Here is a 23,318-nt window from a genome sequence, read left to right as displayed (position 1 = left end):
CGCTCAACGCGGCGCCAGGTACCAGCCACGGTCCGAGACCGTCCCCTGCAGCGGTACATCCCAACTGGCCTGAGCCAGCCGCTCGACCTTCTGGCATTCATGTGCCAGCCCCAACAGCAATGGTTTTTTCCAGGTCTGGCGACGTGCTTGGTAGGCCAGGCTGCGATCATAGAAACCACCGCCCATTCCCAGGCGACCGCCCACTTCGTCGAAACCGACCAACGGTAGCAGGATCAGGTCCAGCGACCAGATCGGGCGCTGGCGCTTGCGCTCGGTGACCGGCTCGGGAATGCGAAAGCGGTTGGGCTTGAGCTTCTCGCCCTGCTCGAAGCGCTGGAACACCATGCGCGTGCGCGGCCAGGCGTGCAGCACCGGCAGGTAGGTGCGCTTGCCGCGGCGCTGGGCTTCGCGCAGCAGCAGGTAAGGGTCGATCTCGCCGTCGTTGGGCAGGTACAGGGCAATATGCCGGGCGCGTCGGAACAGCGGGTGCTGCGCCAGCTGGCGGTACAGGCCAAGGGCGGCCTGGCGTTGCTGGGCAGGGGTAAGGGCGCGGCGGGCATTGCGGAGCAGGCGACGGAGCTGGGGGCGGGTGAGCTGCGCGGTGTCGGTCATGGCACGGGCGATCCCAGGTGCTGGCCGACGTGGTCGGCCAAAACGAATTGCCCGCCGGAAGGGGGCGGGCAAGAGAATTCAGGCTCCCCGATAAGACCGCTATCGGTGTAGCCCTTGAACCCGAAAGTTCAAGGTGGAGATTGCAGGGGGCGTTAAGGCTTTCCGTCGGGCGGACATGCACACCGGCCCCAGCGTGCAACCCCCGTGGTTGTGCGTATCGGCTCAGGGACATAACCGACTGGCGCATCCCCCAGGGAGTGGCGCCAGTATACCAATCTCAGCCGATTTTGGTATCCGCGTCGTCGGACAGTGCCTGGTCGACCCGTTCCAGCAGGTCGCGCACCTGTTCGCGGGTGGTGCCGCCTGCCGGGGCATCGTTACGGTCTTCCTGGCGGTGCAGCATTTCGTGGGTGATGTTCAACGCTGCCATGACCGCGATGCGGTCGGCGCCGATCACCTTGCCGCTGCTGCGGATCTCGCGCATCTTGCCGTCCAGGTAGCGCGCGGCGCTGACCAGGTTGTTGCGCTCTTCCGGCGGGCAGATGATCGAATATTCCTTGTCGAGGATCTGCACGGTGACGCTATTGCTTGAACTCATGAGTCTTGCTCCAGAGCCTTGAGGCGTAAAATCATCGACTCGACCTTGCGCTTGGCGATCTCGTTCTTTTCGATGAGGTGGGCGCGCTCTTCGCGCCAGGATTTTTCCTGAGCTACTAGGAGTGCATTTTGCCGTTTTAGTTGCTCGACACGTTCGATCAGCAACTCGAATCGGCTCATCAGTGCCTGCAGGTCGTTCTCTTGCGTGGGTTGCACTCGATTCGCTCCGTCGTTGAGTCACCTGGCGATGATGCCTCTCCCTGGGCGGCGACGGCCAGTGCCGATGGTCTTGGCGCGCCTGCCGGTGCTAGGATACAAGGTCTCCATTCTAGTCATTGCGCCGTCTGGCGCCTAGCTGCCCATGCCCAATACCCAATCGCCCTACATCGCCTTCGCCATGCTGCTGTCCAGCAATGGTCATCCTGTCACCCCGGCCGAACTGCACGGCCTGCTGATCGGCCGCAGCTGCGCCGGTGCCGGCTTCGAGGCCGACGGCTGGCTGGCCGATGCCGCCCAGCTGCTGGAAACCGAGCCCGGTGACACCGTGCGCAACGCCCTGGTCGGCCTGCAGGAAATGGTCAAGGGCGAGCTGACCAGCGACGACATGGCCATTGTCCTGCTGCTGCCTTCCGACGACGCCGCCCTGAGCGACCGCGCCACCGCGCTGGGCCAGTGGTGCCAAGGCTTCATCACCGGTTTCGGCCTGAATGCCGGTGGCAAGGACCTGTCCGACGAGGCCAAGGAAGTGCTGCAGGACCTGGTAGCGATTTCCCAAGTCCAGGAAGCCCTCGAGGAATCCGAGGACGGCGAGAGCGACTACATGGAAGTCATGGAATACCTGCGCGTGGCGCCGTTGCTGCTGTTCTCCGAGCTGGCCAAGCCGGCCGCCCCCGCACCCAAGCCATCGCTGCACTGATCAACCGGGGGTAGTCTGCCCATGAGCCACATTCCCAAGGCCGAGTATGCCCGTCGGCGCAAGGCGCTGATGGCGCAGATGGTCCCCAACAGCATCGCCATCCTGCCCGCCGCCGCGGTTGCCATCCGCAACCGCGACGTCGAGCACGTTTACCGCCAGGACAGCGACTTCCAGTACCTCAGCGGTTTCCCCGAGCCGGAAGCGGTGATTGCGCTGATCCCGGGGCGCGAGCATGGCGAATACGTGCTGTTCTGCCGTGAACGCAACCCCGAGCGCGAGCTGTGGGATGGTCTGCGGGCCGGCCAGGAAGGTGCGGTGCGCGATTTTGGCGCAGACGATGCCTTCCCCATCACCGACATCGACGAGATCCTGCCGGGCCTGATCGAAGGCCGTGAGCGGGTGTACAGCGCCATGGGCAGCAACCCCGAGTTCGACCGCCGGCTGATGGACTGGATCAACGTGATCCGCTCCAAGGCCCGCCTGGGCGCCCAGCCGCCGAACGAGTTCGTTGCGCTGGATCATCTGCTGCACGACATGCGCCTGTATAAATCGGCAGCGGAAGTGAAGGTGATGCGCGCTGCCGCGGATATCTCGGCGCGGGCCCACGTGCGGGCCATGCAGGCCTGCCGGGCCGGGTTGCACGAATACAGCCTGGAAGCCGAGCTGGACTACGAGTTCCGCAAGGGCGGGGCGAAGATGCCGGCCTACGGCTCGATCGTCGCGGCCGGGCGCAATGGCTGCATCCTGCACTATCAGCAGAACGACGCCCCGCTCAAGGATGGTGACCTGGTGCTGATCGACGCCGGCTGCGAGATCGACTGCTACGCCAGCGACATCACCCGTACCTTCCCGGTCAGCGGGCGCTTTTCGCCCGAGCAGAAGGCCATCTACGAGCTGGTGCTCAAGGCCCAGGCAGCGGCGTTTGCCGAAATCGCCCCCGGCAAGCACTGGAACCACGCCCATGAGGCGACCGTGCGGGTCATCACCGAGGGCCTGGTGGAACTGGGCCTGCTGACGGGCGAGGTGCAGGCGCTGATCGACAGCGAGGCCTATCGTGCCTTCTACATGCACCGCGCCGGGCACTGGCTGGGGATGGATGTGCACGATGTGGGCGAGTACAAGGTGGGCGGTGAGTGGCGGGTGCTTGAACCCGGCATGGCGCTGACCGTCGAGCCGGGCATCTACATAGGCGCCGACAATCAGGCCGTGGCCAAGAAATGGCGCGGCATTGGTGTAAGGATCGAGGACGACGTGGTAGTGACCAGGCAAGGTTGTGAAATCCTGACTTCGGGCGTGCCGCGCACGGTCGCCGAGATCGAGGCGCTGATGCAGGCCGCCCGCAAGGACGCGGCATGAATCGGGTGAACCTGGCGATCATCGGTGGCGGCCTGGTGGGCGCGAGCCTGGCTCTGGCCCTGCAGGCGGGGGCCAAAGCGCGAGGCTGGAAGATCCTGCTGATCGAGCCCTTCGCCCCCGGTGACAGCTTCCAGCCCAGCTACGACGCGCGTTCGTCGGCACTGTCGTTCGGTACCCAGCAGATCTACCAGCAGCTGGGCCTGTGGCAGGCCATCGGCCATCGCGCCGAGCCGATCCGGCAGATTCACGTATCCGACCGCGGCCGCTTCGGCGCCACCCGCCTGGATGCCCTGGAAGAGGGCGTGCCGGCGCTTGGCTACGTGGTGGAAAACGCCTGGCTGGGCCAGTGCCTGTGGCAAGGGCTGGACAGCGAGGTGGTGAGCTGGCGCTGCCCGGCGGAGGTGACCGCGATGCAGGCCATCGAAGGTGGCTACCGCCTGCTGTTGAACGACGACACCCAGCTGGAGTGCGACCTGGCGGTACTGGCCGATGGTGGCCGCTCCGGCCTGCGCGAACAGCTAGGCATCCATGTGCGCCACACGCCCTACCAACAGAGCGCGCTGATCGCCAATATCACCCCGGGCGAGGCCCACGGTGGCCAGGCCTTCGAACGTTTCACCGAAGAAGGCCCCATGGCCCTGCTGCCGCTGCCGGATAACCGCTGCGCGCTGGTCTGGACCCGCCAGGGCATGGACGCACGACGCCTGGCCGACATCGACGAGCGCAGTTTCCTGCGCGAGCTTCAGGGCGTGTTCGGCTATCGCCTGGGCGCCTTGCGCCAGGTCGGCGCGCGGCACCTCTACCCACTGTCGCTGATCGAGGCCCAGGAGCAGGTGCGGCCGCATCTGGTGGTGCTGGGCAACGCCGCGCACAGTTTGCACCCCATTGCCGGCCAGGGCTTCAACCTGTCGCTGCGTGACGTGCAGGCGCTGGCCGAGGCGCTGCTGGCCGGGCCGCAGCAGCCTGGTGACCTGACCACGTTGCAGGGCTACCACCAGCGTCAGCGCCTGGACCAGGCCATGACCATCGGTTTTTCCGACCAGGTCACCCGTCTGTTCGGCAGCAGCCAGCCATTGCTGGCCGCCGGGCGCAACCTTGGCCTGCTTGGGCTCGACCTGCTGCCACCGGCCAAAAGCTGGTTCGCCCGCCAGGCCATGGGCCTGGGCACCCGCCCCGATCCGCGAGGTCAGGCATGAGTGACGACACGCGCAGGCTGGCGCGCCGGGCGTGCCTGTTGCGCTGGCGGCTGAACCTGTTCCCGCCGCACCTCGGGGCTGGCATCCGCGTGCAGCACATCAGCCCGGACCTGCGCAGCGTCAAGGTGGCGATGAAACTGACCCGCTGGAACCGCAACTACGTCGGCACCCAATGCGGCGGCAGCCTGTACGGCATGGTCGACCCGTTCTACATGCTGCTGTTGATCGAGCAGCTGGGGCGTGACTACATCGTCTGGGACAAGGCCGCCAGCATCGATTTCATTTCGCCGGGCAAAGGCCCGGTGTATGCCGAACTCCACGTCGATGACGCATTGCTGGACGAAATCCGCCAGCAGACCGCCACCGGCAAGAAATGCCTGCCGCGTTTGCAGGTCGATATCCGCGACGGCGCCGGCGAGCTGGTGGCGCGGGTCGATAAAACCCTATATGTGCGGCTCAAGCCGCAAGCGAGGCTGGCGTAAGGCATGGAAATGCGCGCAGATCTGTTGATTGTCGGTGCCGGTATGGTCGGCAGCGCCCTGGCCCTGGCGTTGCGCCACAGTGGCTTGCAAATCCTCTTGCTCGACGGCGGCCCGCTGACGGTCAAGCCGTTCGATGCCCAGGCCCCGTTCGAGCCGCGTGTCAGCGCGCTGTCGGCAGCCAGCCAGCGCATTCTCGAGCGCCTTGGCGCCTGGGATGGCATTGCCCAGCGGCGTGCCACGCCATACTCGGACATGCATGTGTGGGATGGCAGCGGCACCGGGCAGATTCACTTCTCGGCTGCCAGCGTGCATGCCCAGGTGCTCGGCCACATCGTCGAGAACCGGGTGGTGCAGGATGGCCTGCTGGAGCGCCTGCATGACAGCGACATCGGCCTGCTGCCCAACGCGCGGCTCGAACAGCTTCGCCGCTCCGGCGACGAGTGGCTGCTGACCCTCGCCGATGGCCGCCAGCTGCGTGCGCCGCTGGTGATCGCGGCCGACGGTGCCAACTCGGCAGTGCGGCGCCTGGCCGGCTGCGAAACCCGCGAGTGGGATTACCTGCACCATGCCATCGTCACCAGCGTGCGTTGCAGCGCCGGGCACCAGGCCACGGCCTGGCAGCGCTTCACCGATGAAGGGCCATTGGCGTTCCTGCCGTTGACCCGCGATGGCCAGCAGGACTGGTGCTCGATCGTGTGGTCGACCACCCCGGAGCATGCCGAGCAGTTGATGGCGCTGGATGAAGCGGCCTTCCTGAAAGCCCTGGAGCGGGCTTTCGAGGGGCGCCTGGGTGATGTGCTGCAGGCCGACCCGCGGGTGTGCGTGCCGCTGCGCCAGCGCCACGCCAAGCGCTATGTGGATGAAGGCCTGGCATTGATCGGCGATGCCGCGCACACCATTCACCCGCTGGCCGGGCAGGGCGTGAACCTGGGCTTCCTCGATGCTGCGGTGCTGGCCGAAGTGCTGGTCAACGCCTGCGAGCGTGGCGAGCGGCTGGCGGATGTGAAGGTGCTGAGCCGTTACGAGCGGCGGCGCATGCCGCACAACCTGGCGCTGATGGCGGCGATGGAAGGGTTCGAGCGGTTGTTCCAGGCCAACCCGTTGCCGTTGCGCTGGTTGCGTAACAGCGGGTTGAAGCTGGTGGAGCAGATGCCGGAGGCCAAGGCGCTGTTCGTGCGGCAGGCGCTGGGTTTGAGCGGTGATCTGCCGGATCTGGCCAAGGCTTGAGCTTGTCGGGGCCGCTTTGCGGCCCTTTCGCGACACAAGGCCGCTCCTACAGGGGGACGCAATCTCTTGTAGGAGCGGCCTTGTGTCGCAATGGGCTGCGCAGCAGCCCCTCTGCAACATCCGGTAACGCCTATGTAGATGAGTCGGAAAATGGGATTCACTACCATTTGCGCCTCTCATACGATCCGAGGAGTGCTTTCCATGTTGCCACGCAAGCCCCTACTGGCCGCCCTGGCCCTGACCCTGTTCGGCGGCACCGCCCACGCAACGGACGAAGTGGTGGTGTACTCCTCGCGCATCGACGAGCTGATCAAGCCGGTGTTCGATGCCTATACCGCCAAGACCGGGGTCAAGATCAAGTTCATCACCGACAAGGAAGCCCCGCTGATGCAGCGCATCAAGGCCGAGGGCGAAAACGGCGTGGCCGACCTGCTGCTGACCGTCGATGCCGGCAACCTGTGGCAGGCTGAGCAGATGGGCATCCTGCAGCCGATCAAGTCCGACATCATCGACCAGAACATCCCGCCGCAGTACCGCGCCTCGTCTCACGACTGGACCGGCCTGAGCCTGCGCGCCCGCACCATCATCTACTCCACCGAGCGGGTCAAGCCACAGGAGCTGAGCACCTACGAAGCCCTGGCCGACAAGCAGTGGGAAGGCCGCCTGTGCCTGCGCACGGCGAAGAAGGTGTACAACCAGTCGCTGACCGCCACCCTGATCGAGACCCACGGCGAGGCGAAGACCGAGCAGATCGTCAAAGGCTGGGTCAACAACCTGTCCACCGACGTGTTCTCCGACGACAACGCAGTGATCCAGGCCATCGAGGCCGGCCAGTGCGACGTGGGCGTGGTCAACACCTATTACTACGGCCGCCTGCACAACCAGAACCCGAAACTGCCGGTGAAGATCTTCTGGCCCAACCAGGGTGACCGTGGCGTGCACGTGAACCTGTCGGGCATCGGCCTGACCAAGCATGCGCCACACCCGGAGGCGGCGAAGAAGCTGGTGGAATGGATGACAGGTGAAGAGGCGCAGAAGCTGTTCGCCGACATCAACCAGGAGTTCCCGGCCAACCCGAAGGTCAAGCCATCGGAAGAAGTGGCAGCGTGGGGCAGCTTCAAGGCTGACAGCATTCCGGTGGAAATCGCCGGCAAGCGCCAGGCTGAAGCGATTCGCTTGATGGATCGGGCTGGCTGGAACTAAGCGCCAGGCTTTATCCTTCCGGGGCCTTTCAGGGCCTCTTCGCGGGCATGCCCGCTCCCACAGGGACCGCACAACCCTCAAAGGCAGTGCAGATCCTGTGGGAGCGGGTTCACCCGCGAACGACCGCGCAGCGGTCGCCATCGCAATCGAGAATCAAGCCTTGCCCCACACCCCCCAACGCCGCTGGTACCTCCCGGTCACCCTGGTCGCCGCCCTGGTGCTCCTGCCCCTGAGCGTCCTGCTGTTGTCCTGGCAGTCGATCGACCTGCAGATCTGGTCGCACCTGCTCGACACCCAGATGACTCGCCTGCTGGGCAATACCCTGACGCTGGTGGTGGGTGTGGGCATCGGCGTCACCGTGCTGGGCGTCAGCCTGGCCTGGCTGACCAGCCTCTGCGAGTTCCCTGGCCGGCGCTGGCTGGACTGGGCGCTGATGCTACCGTTCGCCATCCCGGCCTATGTGCTGGCGTTCGTCTTCGTCGGCCTGCTGGACTTCGCCGGCCCGGTGCAGAGCGCCCTGCGCGAGGTATTCGGGCCGATGCGCCTGCCGCGGGTGCGCTCCACCGGCGGGGTGATCGTCGTCCTGGTGCTGGTGTTCTACCCCTATGTCTACCTGCTGGCGCGCAGCGCATTCCTGGCCCAGGGCAAGGGCCTGATGGAAGCGGCGCGGGTGCTGGGGTTGTCCCCGCTGCAAGCGTTCTGGCGTGTGGCCCTGCCCATGGCACGGCCCGCGATCGGCGCCGGTATTGCCCTGGCCCTGATGGAAACCCTGGCCGACTTCGGCGCGGTGGCGGTGTTCAACTTCGACACCTTCACCACGGCCATCTACAAGACCTGGTACGGCTTCTTCAGCCTGTCCAGCGCGGCCCAGCTGGCCAGCCTGTTGCTGCTGGCGGTGATGCTGGTGCTGTATGGCGAGCGCCGTGCCAGGGGGGCCAGCCGCAGCGGCAACGAGCGGCCGCGCGGGCAGGCGCTGTATCACCTGCGCGGGTTCAAGGCGTTGCTGGCCAGTGGCTGGTGCCTGCTGGTGTTCGCCTGCGCCTTCGTCATCCCGCTGCTGCAACTGCTGGCGTGGTTCTGGCAGCGCGGCCGGCATGACCTGGACGAGCGCTATGTCGGCCTGGTGCTGCACACCCTGTACCTGGGCGGCATGGCGGCGCTGGTCACGGTGTGTGTGGCGTTGCTGCTGGCCTTTGCCCGGCGCCAGGCGCCGACGGGCGGTATCCGCGCCGGGGTAGGCCTGGCCAACCTGGGCTATGCCTTGCCCGGCTCGGTGCTGGCGGTGTCGATCATGCTGGCCTTCAGTTACCTCGACAACCACCTGGTCATCCCGCTGTCCAGCTGGCTGGGCGGTGCCGGCAAGCCGCTGCTGCTGGGTAGCCTGGCGGCGTTGCTGCTGGCCTACCTGGTGCGCTTCATCGCGGTGGCCTACGGGCCGCTGGAGAGCAGCCTGGAGCGTATCCGCCCGTCACTGCCCGAGGCATCCCGCAGCCTGGGCGTCGGTGGCGCGGGTTTGTTTTTCAAGGTGTATCTGCCGCTGCTGGTGCCTGGCGTGCTCAGCGCCGCTCTGCTGGTGTTCGTCGACGTGCTCAAGGAAATGCCGGCCACCTTGCTGATGCGCCCGTTCGGCTGGGACACCTTGGCGGTAAGGGTGTTCGAGATGACCAGCGAGGGCGAGTGGGCGCGTGCATCGTTGCCGGCACTGACCCTGGTGCTGGTGGGCCTGCTGCCGGTCATCGGCCTGATCCGCCGTTCGGCACGTCGACCCGGTCACAGTCACTGAGGGTGCCAGCCCGCGCCCTTGCGGCTACAATGCGCGGCATTCGCGCGGCGGGTCCTACACAAGAAGAGCTGACGACCCGACGTCATCGACCGCCGCCGCTTCGCCACGCCCGGAAGGAGAAACCCATGGGACAGCGCACGCTTTTGTATGACCTGCACCTGGCGCTTGGCGCCAAGACGGTCGATTTCGGTGGCTGGGACATGCCCCTGCACTATGGCTCGCAGGTCGAGGAGCACCATCAGGTGCGCAGCGATTGCGGGGTGTTCGATGTTTCCCACATGACCGTGATCGATGTCGATGGTAGCGACGCCACTGCCTGGTTGCAGCGTCTGCTGGCCAACGACGTGGCCCGCCTCGACGACACCGGCAAGGCGCTTTACAGCCCGCTGCTGCAGGCGCAGGGCGGGGTGATCGATGACCTGATCGTCTACCGCACGGAAGATGGCTATCGTCTGGTAACCAACGCCGCCACCCGCGCCAAGGTGCTCGACTGGCTGCAGCTGCAGCGTGACGGTTTTGCCGTGGACTTCAAGGTCCGCCCCGACCTTGCCATCCTTGCCATCCAGGGCCCGCACGCCCGAGATAAGGTTGCAGCGCTGCTCAGCCCCGCGCGTGCCGCGCTGATCCGCGAGTTGCGCCCGTTCGAAGGCGTTGCCGAAGGCGATTGGTTCATTGCCCGCACCGGTTATACCGGTGAAGACGGCCTGGAGATCATCCTCCCCGGCGAGCAGGCCGTGGCTTTCTTCAACGACCTGGTCGGTGCCGGTATTGCCCCCAGCGGCCTTGGTGCCCGCGATACCCTGCGCCTGGAAGCCGGCATGAACCTGTACGGCCAGGACATCGACGAAACCCACACCCCGCTTACCTCCAACCTGGGCTGGAGCATCGCCTGGGAGCCGGCCGAGCGCGATTTCATCGGCCGCGCCGGGCTGCTGGCAGAAATCGAGCACGGCGTGCAGGAAAAACTGGTCGGCCTGGTGCTGGAAGAGCGCGGCGTGCTGCGTGCCCACCAGGTGGTGCGTGTAGCCGGGATTGGCGAAGGGGAGATCACCAGTGGTAGTTTCTCGCCTACGCTGAGCAAGTCCATTGCCCTTGCACGCGTGCCCATGGCCACCGGCGACCGGGCCGAGGTGGAAATCCGCGGCAAGTGGTACCCGGTGCGGGTGGTCAAACCGACCTTCGTGCGCCACGGCAAGATCCTGATCTGAACAATTTTTAACCGGCGGGCGTACCGCTGAGCCAATCGAGGAATTCAAGACATGAGCAATATCCCCGCCGACCTGCGTTTTGCCGAAAGCCACGAGTGGGCTCGCCTGGAAGCCGACGGCACCGTGACCGTGGGTATCAGCGACCACGCCCAGCAAGCCCTGGGTGACGTGGTATTCGTCGAGCTGGCTGAAGTCGGCAAGGTATTCGCCGCTGGCGACGCGGCCGGTGTGGTCGAGTCGGTCAAGGCCGCTTCGGACATCTATGCCCCGGTCGGTGGCGAAGTGATCGCGGTCAACGAAGAACTGGCTGACAGCCCTGAGCTGCTCAACGAAGAACCTTACGAGTCGTGGATCTTCAAGCTGAAGCCAAGCAACCCGGCCGAGCTGGACAAGCTGCTGGGTGCTGCTGGCTACGCAGCCGCTATCGGCGAGTAAGACCGCGTTGCCTTCTTCGCGGCTAAAGCCGCTCCCACAGGGACTGCACAGCGTCTGATACCTGTGCGGTCCCTGTGGGAGCGGCTTTAGCCGCGAAGAGGCCGGGCCTGCGAGCAACTTTCCCCGCAGAATCGGCAATCCCTTCCTAGACTTGTAAGTCTCCATGAGAGCTGTTCCAGGAAGAGAGCGTCGTCATGTCCCAGTCGCCATCCCTGCATCAACTGCAAGAGCTCAACCCATTCCTGCGTCGCCACCTGGGCCCGGATGCCACGGAGCAGCAGGCCATGCTCAACGCGCTGGGTGTCGCCAGCCGCAGTGAGCTGATCGAGCAGACCGTACCACCAGACATCCGCCTCAATCGCCCCCTCGACCTGCCGCCGGCACTGGACGAACAGGCCGCCCTGGCCAAGCTCGCCGGTTACGCTGGGCAGAACCAGGTCTGGACCAGCCTGATCGGCATGGGCTACCACGGCACCATCACCCCCACGGTCATCCTGCGCAACGTGCTGGAAAACCCGGGCTGGTACACCGCCTACACGCCTTATCAGCCCGAGATTGCCCAAGGCCGGCTGGAGGCGCTGCTGAACTTCCAGCAGATGGTCATCGACCTCACCGGGCTGGCCCTGGCCAACGCCTCGCTGCTCGACGAAGCTACCGCCGCCGCCGAGGCCATGGCCCTGGCCAAGCGGGTGGCGCGCAACAAGAGCAATGCCTTCTTCGCCGACGAGCACTGTCACCCGCAGACCCTGTCGGTACTCAAGACCCGTGCCGAGGGCTTCGGCTTCGAGCTGATCGTCGACTCTGTGGATAACCTTGGCAAACACGCGGTTTTCGGGGCCTTGCTGCAGTACCCGGATACCCACGGCGAGGTGCGCGACCTGCGCCCGCAAATCGACCATTTGCACAGCCAGCATGCCCTGGCCTGCGTAGCCGCCGACCTGCTCAGCCTGGTGGTGCTGGCACCGCCTGGGGAGCTGGGTGCCGATGTGGTGCTGGGCTCGACCCAGCGCTTTGGCGTACCGATGGGCTATGGCGGCCCCCACGCGGCCTATTTCGCCTGCCGCGATGACTACAAGCGAGCCATGCCGGGGCGCATCATCGGCGTGTCGCGCGATGCCCGTGGCAACACCGCGTTGCGCATGGCCCTGCAGACCCGCGAGCAGCATATCCGCCGCGAGAAGGCCAACTCCAACATCTGCACGGCCCAGGTGCTGCTGGCCAACATTGCCGGCTTCTACGCGGTGTACCACGGCCCGGAAGGCCTGCAGCGCATTGCCCAGCGCGTGCACCGGCTGACCTTCATCCTGGCCGCCGGCCTCGAGGCCAAGGGCATCAAACGCCTCAACCAGCACTTCTTCGACACCCTTACCCTGGACGTCGGCGGTGCCCAGGTGGCCATCATCGAAAGCGCCGAAGCCGCGCAGATCAACTTGCGCATCCTTGGCCGCGGGCACCTGGGCGTGAGCCTGGACGAGACCTGCTCGGAGCAGACGGTGCTGCGCCTGTTCGATATCTTCCTGGGGGTGGACCACGGCCTGGATATAGCCGCACTCGACCAGCTGGCCCTGCCCGAAGGCATCCCCGCCAGCCTGGTGCGGCGCACGCCGTTCCTCGCCCACCCGGTGTTCAACCTGCACCACAGCGAAACCGAGATGCTGCGCTACCTCAAGCAGCTCGAGAACAAGGACCTGGCGCTGAACCAGTCGATGATCCCGCTGGGTTCGTGCACCATGAAGCTCAACGCCACCAGCGAGATGATCCCCATCACCTGGCCTGGCTTTGCCCAGCTGCATCCGTTTGCCCCGGCGTCCCAGGCCATCGGCTACAAGGCGATGATCGACGAACTGGAAAGCTGGCTGTGCGCCATTACCGGCTTCGATGCCATCTGCATGCAGCCCAACTCCGGTGCCCAGGGCGAGTACGCCGGCCTGATGGCCATTACCCGCTACCACCGCAGCCGCCACCAGCCGCAACGCACGCTGTGCCTGATTCCGTCGTCGGCCCACGGCACCAACCCGGCGTCGGCGCAAATGGCCGGCATGGAGGTGGTGATCGTCGATTGCGACGACGATGGCAACGTCGACCTGGCCGACCTCAAGGCCAAGGCCCACTCGGCCGGGGATCGGTTGTCGTGCCTGATGATCACTTACCCGTCGACCCACGGCGTGTATGAAGAGGGGATTCGCGAGATCTGCGAAGTGGTTCACCAGCACGGTGGCCAGGTATACATGGATGGCGCCAACCTCAATGCCCAGGTGGGCCTGGCGCGGCCGGCGGATATCGGCGCCGACGTTTCACACATGAACCTGCACAAGACCTTCTGCATCCCCCACGGTGGTGGCGGGCCGGGCATGGGCCCGATCGGCATTCGCGCGCACCTCAAGCCGTTCGTCGCCAGCCACCCGGTGGTGCCGGTACCCGGCCTGGACCCGAACAACAGCGCGGTCAGTGCCGCGCCCTGGGGCAGTGCGAGCATCCTGCCGATCAGCTGGATGTACATAGCCATGATGGGGCCGCAGCTGGCCGATGCCAGCGAGGTGGCGATCCTCTCGGCCAATTACCTGGCCAGCCAGCTGGGTGGGGCCTTCCCGGTGCTCTACCGCGGGCGCAACCAGCGGGTGGCGCATGAGTGCATCCTCGACCTGCGGCCGCTGAAGGCGCTGACCGGCATCAGCGAAGAGGACGTGGCCAAGCGCCTGATGGACTATGGCTTCCACGCGCCGACCATGTCGTTCCCGGTGCCGGGCACGCTGATGGTCGAGCCGACCGAGAGTGAGTCGAAGGCCGAGTTGGACCGCTTCGTCGAGGCGATGCTGGCGATTCGGGCGGAAATTGGCGAAGTGCAGGAGGGCAACTGGCCGGCGGAGAACAACCCGCTCAAGCATGCGCCGCATACCCTGGCCGATGTGCTGGCGGTGTGGGACAGGCCCTACAGCCTGGAACAGGCGGTGGCGCCCAGTGCTCATGTGCGCCAGCACAAGTACTGGCCAGCGGTGAACCGGGTCGACAACGTGTATGGGGACAGGAATTTGTTCTGTGCTTGTGTGCCGGTGGAGGCTTACCGCTAATTGTGGTTTGCCTGTGCCGGCCTCTTCGCGGGTAAACCCGCTCCCACAGGGCTTGTACAAGTTTTGAATACTGTGCAGTACCTGTGGGAGCGGGTTCACCCGCGAAGCAGGCGACGCGGTTACTCGGCTACCGCATTCTTGGCCAGGATGGCATTGGCCAGTTCCATGTCGGAAGCCTGCATCCCCGGGTTCTCTGCGCGGGCCTGGCGAATCGCCGCTTCAAGGAACGGCCCGCGGATCGCGCCTTCGCTGGCCACGAAGCTGCCGGCGTCATCCTGCGCCGCCATCACCAGCTTGTGATCCCCGGAGGTCAGGTAGCTCGATGCCGTGGTAGCACCGGTAGTCATCACGTTACGCCAGAAGGTATCGGCCATGGCCGAGCCGATAGGCAGCGAAAGCAAGGCAGCGGCAGCGATGGCGGTTTTGAAACGCATGTTGAAACACCTCGAAGGGTGAGGGTTGAAGATGCGCGGTTTGATCCTGCCACAGGGAGGCAAGTTCCTTGAATACAAAGGATTTTTGCTCAGGAACAGGCCCGTAGCACTTCCTCTTGGCGGGTCTGCCCGCAGGCTACCTTGGCTTCGCCGCAGCGGCGCAGATCGAGCAAGCCATCGGCCACGGCCTGGCGCCGCAAACCGGCCAGATCGCTGCCCGGGCCTATCAGGGCGCGCAGGCTGTCGCTGGGTATCAGCAGCTCGAACAACCCTGTGCGGCCATGGAACCCCGTGCCACGACAGGTACGGCATGGCTGGCCTTCGGGCAGCGCTGCACCACCCCGGCAATCCGCGCACAGTGTGCGCACCAGCCGCTGAGCCATGACCCCCACCAGCGTCGCCTTGATCAGGTAGTCGGCCACACCCAGTTCCTGCAGGCGGGTGATCGCGCCACAGGCGTCGTTGGTATGCAGGGTCGACAGCACCAGGTGCCCGGTCAGGGCTGCCTGCACCGCCACCAGGGCGGTCTCGCGGTCACGGATTTCGCCGATCATGATGATGTCCGGGTCCTGGCGCAGCATGGCCCGCACACCGTTGGCGAAACCCAGGTCCAGGGCGGGCTGCACCTGCAACTGGTTGAAGGTGGGATCCAGGCGCTCGATCGGGTCTTCGATAGTGCACAGGTTGACCTGCGGCGTGGCCAGCAGCTTGAGGCTGGCGTACAGCGTGCTGGTCTTGCCGGACCCGGTGGGGCCGGTGACCAGGATGATGCCCTGGCGCTGGCGCAGCAGGCCTTGCCACTGGTCCAGCTGTGGCCCATCCAGGCCCAGCCGGTCGAAGCCTTCTTGCAGCTGTTGCGGGTCGAACAGGCGCAGCACCAATTTTTCGCCGAACGGGGTCGGCAAGGTCGACAGCCGCAGTTCCACCTCGCCGCCGCCAGGCAGGCGGCTTTGCAGCCGGCCATCCTGCGGCCGGCGCTTTTCCGCGACGTCCATGCGCCCCAGGTGTTTCAGGCGGCTGACCAGCGCCAGGGTCACCCCGGCGGGGAAGGCGTAGACGTTGTGCAGCAGGCCGTCGATGCGGTAGCGCAGCTGGCCCTGTTCGCGGCGTGGTTCCAGGTGGATATCGCTGGCGCGTTGCTCGATGGCGTACTGCAGCAGCCAGTCGACGATATGCACGATGTGCGCGTCGTCCGCACTGGCCTCGGCCTGGCGCTTGCCCAGCTCCAGCAGCTGTTCGAGTTCGCCCAGGCTGGCTGACTGCTGGTGTTGCGCGCCCTTTACCGATTGGGCCAGGCGGTGAAACGACTGCCCTGCCTGGCGGACCTGCTGCGGGTTGGCCAGCACGCGACGGATCGGCCGGCCCAGGCTGCGGGCGAGGTCGGCCAGCCAGTCGTCCTGGTAGGGCTGGGCGCTGGCGACGGTGACGTTGGAGGCGTCGGCGGCGACGATAAGGATGCCGTGGCGCTGGGCGAAGGCCGGGGATATCAGACCGGTGACCTGGGGCAGGTCCAGTTGCAGCGGGTCGATGCGCAGGTAGGGCTGGCCGACCTTGTTGGCCAGCCATTGGCAGAGGCGGTCCAGGTCCAGGGGCTGGCCAGGGTGTCGGCGGTCTTCCAGGGCGCAGGCGGCGATCTGTTCCAGCGGGTGGGCGGTGGGGTGAGTGGCGGCGTGCTCGAGTACCTGCAGGGTGTCGTTGGCGTGCAGGTGCTGGTCGGCGAGCAGGGCCTGGAGCAGGTGCTTGAGGTCGAGTGCCGGGTTGTCGGGTGTGTGCATGGTTGGCGTCCGTGCCTGATAGGGGAGTGCTGATCAAGGCTAGCCGGGCGAGGGAGGGTTACCGAGGGTGAAAGGTTTCGGAATCTTGCAATGCCTGTACTGGCTCTTCGCGGGCTCGCCCGCTCCCACAGGTACACCACAGGGCTGAGGTCCGTGGTAATCCTGTGGGAGCGGGCGAGCCCGCGAAGGGGCCAAAGCGGATGGCTCAGACCACCGCCAGCTCCACCCGCTGCAGGTTGCTCAGGCTCACCTCGCCCACACACACCAGGTTACGCAGTTTTTGCGCAATCACCTCGGCCCGGTGCCAGCTCAGGCCGCCGATGCCGACCTCGATATCCAGCCAGTCATCCTGCTGGCTGACCTGCACGCTGTGCGGGGTCAGGAACTGCAGGGCAAACAGGTTGAGCACCCGGCACAGGCTGTCAGGCTCGGCCTCGGCCTGCAGGCGATAGTGCACGGTGCTATGGGCGCTGCTGGCGGCCCAGGCGTCGGTACGGGGCTGTGCGTTCATGCTGGTCTCCGCAAATGTGGGAGAAATTCTTGCACGTTGGCGGCGGTATTTTTTCGCTATGATTTGATCGTTTCGCTGTATTGGCGAATTGCTCTATTCATAAAGTGCTGTTCGGGAGAATTATTTATGCACAGCGAGCTGGACGCCTACGACCGCCGTATCCTCGAACTGCTGCAGGAGGACGCTTCGCTGTCCAGCGCGCAGATCGCCGAACGCGTGGGGCTGTCGCAATCGCCGTGCTGGCGGCGTATCCAGCGGTTGAAGGAGGAGGGGGTGATTCTCGGGCAGGTGACCTTGCTGGACCGCAAGAAGGTCGGCCTGAACACGCAGATATTCGCCGAGGTGAAACTGAACGCCCACGGGCGCTCCAACTTCACCGAGTTCACCGACGCAATCCGCGGGTTTCCGGAGGTGCTGGAGTGTTATGTGCTGATGGGGTCGGTGGACTTTCTGTTGCGCATCGTTACCCCGGATATCGAGGCTTATGAACGGTTCTTCTTCGAAAAACTGTCGAACGTGCCGGGGATACAGGAGGTGAACTCGATCGTGGCGCTGTCGGAGATCAAGTCCACCACCAGTCTGCCATTGTCGCGGTAAGACCGTTTCAGACCCGCTGACGCGGTCCCTGTAGGAGCGGCCTTGTGTCGCGAAAGGGGCGCTAAGCGCCCCCAGGCTTTGTGCACCAAGCAGATATTGCCGGGGCCGCTGTACGGCCCTTTCGCGACACAAGGCCGCTCCTACAAAGGCTGTGTCAGCCTTCAGAAGGATTCACACCTTGAGCAGGTGCTTCCAGCCGCGGCTCTGATCCACCGCCCGAGCCTGTTCGATACGCGCTTCCAGCACTTCATCGCTGATCGGCTGTTCAGCCAGCTCATGCAGCTTCTTCAGGTCGCCATACAGGCGGTCCATCTGCGGCGCTTCCAGCACCTGACGGGCATGGTGCAGCCAGGCCAGCAGCTGTTCGATACGCGGCAGTTGCTCGGCCAGGTCTTCCGGACGCTGGGTGTACAGCGGCAGCTTCAACGCTCGGCCTTCTTCGCCCAGCAGGTGCGCCAGCCAGCTTGCCAGCTGCGCCTTGCCCTGGCGCTCGCCACGGCCTTTGCGCTCCACGGTCCAGGCACGGGCCAGCAGCCAGCGCGAGGTTTCCAGCGAGAACTGGCCCCAGCGCACGTCCTCCAGCTCTTCGGCGAACTGCTCGGGGGCGGCGCGGCGGATATCTTCGTCTTCGTTGCCGGCCTGCACCAGCGGGCGCCAGTCTTCGAGCAGGGCGTCGAGGCTGCTGCGCAGGTCGCGGGTGGTGGCGCGCGGCGCGGCCTGGCCCAGGCTGGCGGTAATGGCACGCAGCTCGCTCAGGCACTCGACCCAGTCCTGCAGCAGGCGCCAGTGGCCGTTGTGGCGGTATTGCTCGGCCAGGCGCTGGCTGCTGCCCAGCAGTTGCCAGGCCAGTGCGGCGTAGGCGTCGTCCACGGCCATTTCGGCTTCCAGCTCGGTGTGCGGCAGGCCCAGCTCGTAGCTGTCCGGCTCCAGCAGGCGGTAACCACGCTCGGCCTTGCTGATGTCGCATGGCATCAACGGCAGGCTGGCGGCCAGCTCGGCGGCCAGTTCCAGCAGTGCCTGCGGCTCGCCTTCGCGCAGTTCCAGTTCCAGCTCGCAGATTTCTTCCTTGCGCTTGCCGGCGATCACGAACCCCTGGTCCAGCGCGGCCTCGATCACCACCTTGCTCTTGCCACGGCCCCAGGCGATTTCGGCGTATTCACGGCTGAAGTCGGTGGTGAACAGCGGCTTGATGGTCTTTTTGTCCAGGTTGGCCAGTTGCGCGGGCCAGCAGCTGTCGTCGAGCTTCTTCAGGTCGAGCTTGACCTTGTCCAGCTGCCATTCGTGCTCGTTGCGCTCGGACAGGCCGGCCACGCTGGTGCCGCGGCACTTGAGGGTCTGGATGATGGCCTCGCCATCGCGGCGCAGGCGCAGGGCGACACGGGCAGCAGAGAGCTCGCGCTCGGGGGTGTCGAAGTACTGGTTGAGCAGTTCGCGGGTCTGCCAGCCGGACTTGTTGCGCTTTTTCAGCAGAGGGTGCTCGCGCAGGGCGGCAAGGGTCTCGCGGCTGGCGCGGAGCTTGAGTTCGGTTTCTTTGTGCATCACAGGCTCGAAGGAGGGGGCGTGGTTGCCCAGCAGTCTACAGGAGTCGGCTCTCGTCTGTTGGATCGTGGTTGGCTTCTTCGCGGGTGAACCCGCTCCCACAGGTACTGTGTAGCCCTCAGGTGTAGCGCTTTCCCTGTGGGAGCGGGTTTACCCGCGAAGAAGCCCACACGGTTGGACGGCATTGCTATGATGGGCAACGCTTCCGAGGAGTACGCGCATGCCGTTGCCGACGCTGAAAGACCAGTTCGCCGCCCTGATCGCCGCGCCCTCGGTCAGTTGCACCCAGCCTGCGCTGGACCAGTCCAATCGCCAGGTCATCGACCTGCTGGCCGGCTGGCTGGGTGACCTGGGTTTCAAGTGCGACATCCAGCAGGTCAGCCCCGGCAAGTTCAACCTGCTGGCCAGCCGTGGCACTGGCCCGGGGGGCCTGGTGCTGGCGGGGCACAGCGACACCGTACCCTATGACGGACAGCTGTGGGCCAGCGACCCGCTGAAGCTGACCGAAACCGATGGCCGCTGGGTCGGCCTGGGCAGCTGCGACATGAAGGGCTTCTTCGCCCTGGTCATCGAGGCGGTCATCCCGCTGTTGGAGCACGATTTCAAGCAGCCGCTGCTGATCCTCGCCACCTGTGACGAAGAAAGCTCCATGTCCGGTGCCCGCGCCCTGGCCGAGGCCGGCCAGCCACTCGGCCGTGCGGCGGTGATCGGCGAGCCCACCGGGCTGCGGCCGATCCGCATGCACAAGGGCATCCTCATGGACCGCATCGACATCCTCGGGCGCAGCGGCCATTCGTCGGACCCAAGCCTTGGCCGTAGCGCCATGGAGGCCATGCATGCGGTAATGGGCGAGTTGATGGGCCTGCGCCAGCAATGGCAGCAAACCTACCGCAACCCGCAATTCACCGTGCCGACGCCGACCATGAACTTCGGCTGTATTCACGGCGGCGACAACCCCAACCGCATCTGTGGCCAGTGCGCCCTGGAGTTCGACCTGCGGCCACTGCCGGGCATGGACGTCGAGCAACTGCGTGCTGCCATTCGCGAGAAGCTGGTGCCGGTGGCCGAGCGCCATGACGTGCGCATCGACTATGGCCCGCTGTTCCCCGAGGTGCCGCCATTCGAGCAGGCCGCCGACGCCGAGCTGGTGCAAGTGGCGGAGCGCCTGACCGGCCATCGCGCCGAAGCGGTGGCGTTCGGCACCGAAGCGCCTTATCTTCAGCAACTGGGTTGCCAGACCATCGTGCTGGGCCCCGGCGACATCGCCTGTGCCCACCAGCCCGGCGAATACCTTGAAATGTCACGAATCGAGCCTACCGTGCGTCTATTGCGTGACCTGATCCGGCACTATTGCCTGGACTAAACGTCAACCGAACTGTTTCGTTCCTGCCTAGAGGAGACCGCGCGTGACCGCAAGCCTGTTCCGACGATGATCCTGAACGCCCCCTGTATCGCCGTTCTCCGTCCACTTATCCACAGGCCCTGTCATGCCCGACTACGTCAACTGGCTGCGTCATGCCTCCCCGTATATCAATGCCCATCGCGACTGCACCTTCGTGGTCATGCTCCCTGGCGATGGGGTGGAACACCCTAATTTCGGCAACATCGTCCACGACCTGGTGCTGCTGCACAGCCTGGGCGTGCGCCTGGTGCTGGTGCATGGCTCGCGCCCGCAGATCGAAAGCCGCCTGGCTGATCGCGGCCTGACCCCGCACTACCACCGTGGCCTGCGCATCACCGATGCCGCCACCCTGGATTGCGTGATCGATGCCGTCGGCGCCTTGCGCCTGGCCATCGAGGCACGCCTGTCGATGGACATCGCCGCTTCGCCGATGCAGGGCTCGCGCCTGCGCGTGGCGTCCGGCAACCTGGTCACGGCGCGGCCGATCGGCGTGCTCGAAGGCGTGGACTACCACCACACCGGCGAAGTGCGCCGGGTCGACCGCAAGGGCATCAGCCGCCTGCTCGACGAGCGCTCCATCGTGCTGTTGTCGCCGCTGGGCTATTCGCCCACGGGGGAAATCTTCAACCTGGCCTGCGAAGACGTGGCCACCCGCGCCGCCATCGAACTGGGTGCCGACAAGCTGCTGCTGTTCGGTGCCGAGCCGGGCCTGCTGGATGCCGATGGCAAGCTGGTGCGTGAGTTGCGCCCGCAGCAGGTTGCCCCGCATCTGCAGCGCCTGGGCAGCGATTACCAGGGCGAATTGCTGGATGCCGCGGCCGAAGCCTGCAAAGGCGGCGTGGCGCGCAGCCATATCGTCAGCTATGCCGAGGACGGCGCCTTGCTGACCGAGCTGTTCACCCGTGGCGGTGGCGGCACGCTGGTGTCGCAGGAGCAGTTCGAAGTGGTGCGCGAGGCGACCATCGAAGACGTGGGCGGCTTGCTGGAGCTGATCAGCCCGCTGGAAGAGCAGGGTATCCTGGTGCGCCGTTCGCGTGAGGTGCTGGAGCGGGAGATCGAGCAGTTCAGCGTGGTCGAGCGCGAAGGCATGATCATCGCCTGTGCGGCGTTGTACCCGATTGCCGACTCCGACGCCGGCGAGCTGGCGTGCCTGGCGGTGAACCCGGAGTACCGGCATGGCGGGCGTGGTGACGAGCTGCTGGAGCGCATCGAAAGCCGGGCGCGGCAGTTGGGGCTGAATACCCTGTTCGTGCTGACTACGCGTACCGCGCACTGGTTCCGCGAACGCGGGTTTGCGCCGAGCGGGGTCGAGCGGCTGCCAGCGGCGCGGGCTTCGCTGTACAACTACCAGCGCAATTCGAAAATCTTCGAGAAGCCCTTGTAAGGCATCTGCCTCCTGCGCGGTCTCTGTAGGAGCGGCCTTGTGTCGCGATGGGCCGCAAAGCGGCCCCCAGGGCCTTGTGTTTTAGCCGAGGTTGTCGGGGCTGCTGCGCGGCCCATCGCGACACAAGGCCGCTCCTACAAGGGACCCAGTCGCCTGGAAGCCAATGAAAAACGCCGCCCTTGTGGGCGGCGTTTTTGTTTACACGGTATGCAGGTACCAGTTGTACTCGAGGTCGGAGATCGAGTGCTCGAACTCCTCCAGCTCGCTCTCCTTGCACGCGACGAAGATGTCGATGTACTTCGGATCGATGTACTTGTTCAGGATCTCGCTGTCGTCCAGCTCGCGCAGGGCATCGCGCAGGTTGTTCGGCAGGCTCTGCTCCAGCTGCTCGTACGAGTTGCCTTCGATCGGCTCACCCGGCTCGACCTTGTTGGTCAGGCCATGGTGCACGCCGGCCAGCACGGCGGCCATCATCAGGTACGGGTTGGCGTCGGCACCGGCCACGCGGTGCTCGATGCGCACGGCGTCCGGCGAACCGGTCGGCACGCGCAGGGCCACGGTGCGGTTGTCCAGGCCCCAGCTTGGCGCGTTCGGCACATAGAACTGCGCGCCGAAGCGGCGGTACGAGTTGACGTTCGGGCAAAGGAACGCCATGGACGCGGGCAGGGTCTCGAGCACACCGCCGACAGCGTGACGTAGCGCGGCGTTCTGCTCGGGATCCTCGCTGGTGAAGATGTTGTTGCCATCTTTGTCCAGCACGGAAATGTGTACATGCAGGCCGTTGCCTGCCTGGCCCGGGTAGGGCTTGGCCATGAAAGTGGTGTCCATTTCATGGTCGTAGGCGATGTTCTTGATCAACCGCTTGAGCAGCACCGCGTAGTCGCAGGCCTTGAGCGGGTCGGCCACGTGGTGCAGGTTGACTTCGAACTGCGCCGGGGCGCTTTCCTTGACGATGGCGTCGGCCGGGATGCCTTGCTCCTTCGCGCCTTCCAGGATGTCCTGCAGGCAGTCGGCATATTCGTCGAGGTCGTCGATCAGGTACACCTGGGTCGACTGCGGGCGCTTGCCCGAAATTGGCGAGCGCGGCGGCTGCGGGCGGCCGTTCACGTTCTCCTGGTCGATCAGGTAGAACTCCAGCTCGAACGCGGCGCAGATGGTCAGGCCCAGTTCGTCGAACTTGCTCACCACCTGACGCAGCACTTCACGCGGGTCGGCGAAGAACGGCTCGCCTTCGAGCTCGTGCATGGTCATCAGCAGCTGGGCAGTAGGGCGCTTTTGCCACGGCTCGTTACAGAGGGTGTCAGGGATTGGATAGCAGATGCGGTCAGCATCGCCGATGTCCAGGCCCAGCCCGGTGCTTTCAACGGTGGAACCGTTGATGTCCAGGGCGAAGAGGGAGGCAGGCAGGTTGATGCCTTTCTCGTAAACCTTGTGGAGGCTGGTGCGCTCTATGCGCTTGCCACGCACCACACCATTCATATCTGCAATCAGAAGGTCAACGTAGAGAACCTCAGGATGTTCCTTAAGGAACGCGTTCGCTTCGTTAAGCTGAACGGCACGCGGGGGTACCGACATGATGCAACACCTTTGTTG

The 23,318-nt window shown here is 65.4% G+C and carries 21 protein-coding genes and 1 other RNA gene; 13 read left to right on the top strand and 9 right to left on the bottom strand.

Annotation, left to right across the window (positions count from 1 at the left end):
• Positions 1 to 3: 3 nt before the first annotated feature.
• The 4 genes from C163_RS25065 to C163_RS25055 form a co-directional block, all read right to left on the bottom strand.
• Entirely contained in the window at positions 4 to 612 is a 609-nt protein-coding gene (locus C163_RS25065; RefSeq protein WP_003259369.1) for a 5-formyltetrahydrofolate cyclo-ligase, read from the bottom strand.
• A gap of 80 nt (positions 613 to 692) precedes the next feature.
• Positions 693 to 872, bottom strand: a non-coding RNA gene (gene ssrS / locus C163_RS26920) — 6S RNA.
• Between the two features lie 17 nt (positions 873 to 889).
• The gene (locus C163_RS25060; RefSeq protein ID WP_003259368.1) at positions 890 to 1,210 is read right to left on the bottom strand and encodes a cell division protein ZapA; all 321 of its coding nucleotides are present in this window, start codon (positions 1,208 to 1,210) and stop codon (positions 890 to 892) included.
• Positions 1,207 to 1,389 (bottom strand): TIGR02449 family protein, encoded by a 183-nt coding sequence (locus tag C163_RS25055; protein WP_029886233.1) that lies wholly within the window; start codon positions 1,387 to 1,389, stop codon positions 1,207 to 1,209. The genes C163_RS25060 and C163_RS25055 overlap by 4 nt, the downstream gene beginning before the upstream one ends.
• Before the next feature lie 181 nt (positions 1,390 to 1,570).
• Between C163_RS25055 and C163_RS25050 the strand changes: the two genes are divergently transcribed.
• The 10 genes from C163_RS25050 to gcvP all read left to right on the top strand — a co-directional run bounded on the left by C163_RS25050 (position 1,571) and on the right by gcvP (position 14,083).
• On the top strand, positions 1,571 to 2,125 hold the full coding sequence (locus tag C163_RS25050) for a YecA family protein (RefSeq protein WP_025341053.1): 555 nt from the start codon (positions 1,571 to 1,573) through the stop codon (positions 2,123 to 2,125).
• A gap of 21 nt (positions 2,126 to 2,146) precedes the next feature.
• Entirely contained in the window at positions 2,147 to 3,481 is a 1,335-nt protein-coding gene (gene pepP / locus C163_RS25045; RefSeq protein WP_025341052.1) for a Xaa-Pro aminopeptidase, read from the top strand.
• The gene (ubiH, locus tag C163_RS25040) at positions 3,478 to 4,677 is read left to right on the top strand and encodes a 2-octaprenyl-6-methoxyphenyl hydroxylase (protein WP_025341051.1); all 1,200 of its coding nucleotides are present in this window, start codon (positions 3,478 to 3,480) and stop codon (positions 4,675 to 4,677) included. The genes pepP and ubiH overlap by 4 nt, the downstream gene beginning before the upstream one ends.
• Positions 4,674 to 5,159 carry a DUF4442 domain-containing protein gene (locus C163_RS25035; RefSeq protein WP_025341050.1) on the top strand — a complete coding sequence of 162 codons (486 nt, stop codon included), beginning with the start codon at positions 4,674 to 4,676 and terminating at the stop codon, positions 5,157 to 5,159. The genes ubiH and C163_RS25035 overlap by 4 nt, the downstream gene beginning before the upstream one ends.
• A gap of 9 nt (positions 5,160 to 5,168) precedes the next feature.
• A complete protein-coding gene (locus C163_RS25030; protein WP_177325772.1) occupies positions 5,169 to 6,386 on the top strand; it encodes a 2-octaprenyl-3-methyl-6-methoxy-1,4-benzoquinol hydroxylase in 1,218 nt (405 codons plus the stop codon).
• 201 nt (positions 6,387 to 6,587) lie between these two features.
• Positions 6,588 to 7,589, top strand: a complete 1,002-nt coding sequence (locus C163_RS25025; protein WP_025341048.1) for an extracellular solute-binding protein — start codon at positions 6,588 to 6,590, stop codon at positions 7,587 to 7,589.
• Between the two features lie 160 nt (positions 7,590 to 7,749).
• On the top strand, positions 7,750 to 9,372 hold the full coding sequence (locus C163_RS25020) for an iron ABC transporter permease (protein WP_025341047.1): 1,623 nt from the start codon (positions 7,750 to 7,752) through the stop codon (positions 9,370 to 9,372).
• Between the two features lie 125 nt (positions 9,373 to 9,497).
• A complete protein-coding gene (gene gcvT / locus C163_RS25015; RefSeq protein WP_025341046.1) occupies positions 9,498 to 10,580 on the top strand; it encodes a glycine cleavage system aminomethyltransferase GcvT in 1,083 nt (360 codons plus the stop codon).
• Positions 10,581 to 10,631: 51 nt separating this feature from the next.
• Positions 10,632 to 11,015, top strand: a complete 384-nt coding sequence (gene gcvH / locus C163_RS25010; protein ID WP_025341045.1) for a glycine cleavage system protein GcvH — start codon at positions 10,632 to 10,634, stop codon at positions 11,013 to 11,015.
• 194 nt (positions 11,016 to 11,209) lie between these two features.
• Positions 11,210 to 14,083, top strand: a complete 2,874-nt coding sequence (gene gcvP / locus C163_RS25005; RefSeq protein WP_025341044.1) for an aminomethyl-transferring glycine dehydrogenase — start codon at positions 11,210 to 11,212, stop codon at positions 14,081 to 14,083.
• A gap of 119 nt (positions 14,084 to 14,202) precedes the next feature.
• Here gcvP and C163_RS25000 read toward each other — a convergent pair whose 3' ends face one another.
• The 3 genes from C163_RS25000 to C163_RS24990 form a co-directional block, all read right to left on the bottom strand.
• Positions 14,203 to 14,517: a DUF2388 domain-containing protein gene (locus C163_RS25000; protein ID WP_003259356.1), complete on the bottom strand. Its 315-nt coding sequence runs from the start codon at positions 14,515 to 14,517 to the stop codon at positions 14,203 to 14,205.
• Between the two features lie 89 nt (positions 14,518 to 14,606).
• Entirely contained in the window at positions 14,607 to 16,292 is a 1,686-nt protein-coding gene (locus C163_RS24995) for a GspE/PulE family protein (protein ID WP_025341043.1), read from the bottom strand.
• A gap of 205 nt (positions 16,293 to 16,497) precedes the next feature.
• Positions 16,498 to 16,803: a hypothetical protein gene (locus tag C163_RS24990; protein WP_003259353.1), complete on the bottom strand. Its 306-nt coding sequence runs from the start codon at positions 16,801 to 16,803 to the stop codon at positions 16,498 to 16,500.
• Between the two features lie 126 nt (positions 16,804 to 16,929).
• On the opposite strand from C163_RS24990, the gene C163_RS24985 reads away from it, so the two are divergent.
• Positions 16,930 to 17,400, top strand: a complete 471-nt coding sequence (locus tag C163_RS24985; RefSeq protein ID WP_025341041.1) for an Lrp/AsnC family transcriptional regulator — start codon at positions 16,930 to 16,932, stop codon at positions 17,398 to 17,400.
• A 171-nt stretch (positions 17,401 to 17,571) separates the two neighbouring features.
• Here the strand turns inward: C163_RS24985 and C163_RS24980 are convergent, their stop codons facing one another.
• Positions 17,572 to 18,939 (bottom strand): CYTH domain-containing protein, encoded by a 1,368-nt coding sequence (locus C163_RS24980; RefSeq protein WP_025341040.1) that lies wholly within the window; start codon positions 18,937 to 18,939, stop codon positions 17,572 to 17,574.
• A gap of 220 nt (positions 18,940 to 19,159) precedes the next feature.
• Here C163_RS24980 and argE point away from each other — a divergent pair, with 220 nt between their 5' ends.
• Positions 19,160 to 20,302, top strand: a complete 1,143-nt coding sequence (gene argE / locus C163_RS24975; RefSeq protein ID WP_025341039.1) for an acetylornithine deacetylase — start codon at positions 19,160 to 19,162, stop codon at positions 20,300 to 20,302.
• A gap of 124 nt (positions 20,303 to 20,426) precedes the next feature.
• Positions 20,427 to 21,725: an amino-acid N-acetyltransferase gene (argA, locus tag C163_RS24970; protein ID WP_013974710.1), complete on the top strand. Its 1,299-nt coding sequence runs from the start codon at positions 20,427 to 20,429 to the stop codon at positions 21,723 to 21,725.
• 198 nt (positions 21,726 to 21,923) lie between these two features.
• Here argA and C163_RS24965 read toward each other — a convergent pair whose 3' ends face one another.
• Positions 21,924 to 23,300 (bottom strand): glutamine synthetase family protein, encoded by a 1,377-nt coding sequence (locus C163_RS24965; protein WP_003259348.1) that lies wholly within the window; start codon positions 23,298 to 23,300, stop codon positions 21,924 to 21,926.
• Positions 23,301 to 23,318: the final 18 nt, after the last annotated feature.

The sequence above is a fragment of the Pseudomonas sp. FGI182 genome (genome assembly GCF_000511325.1).
Lineage (GTDB): Bacteria > Pseudomonadota > Gammaproteobacteria > Pseudomonadales > Pseudomonadaceae > Aquipseudomonas > Aquipseudomonas putida_Z.
Note: the sequence above shows the minus strand (reverse complement) of the source record. Positions and strands in the feature narration are given on the sequence as shown.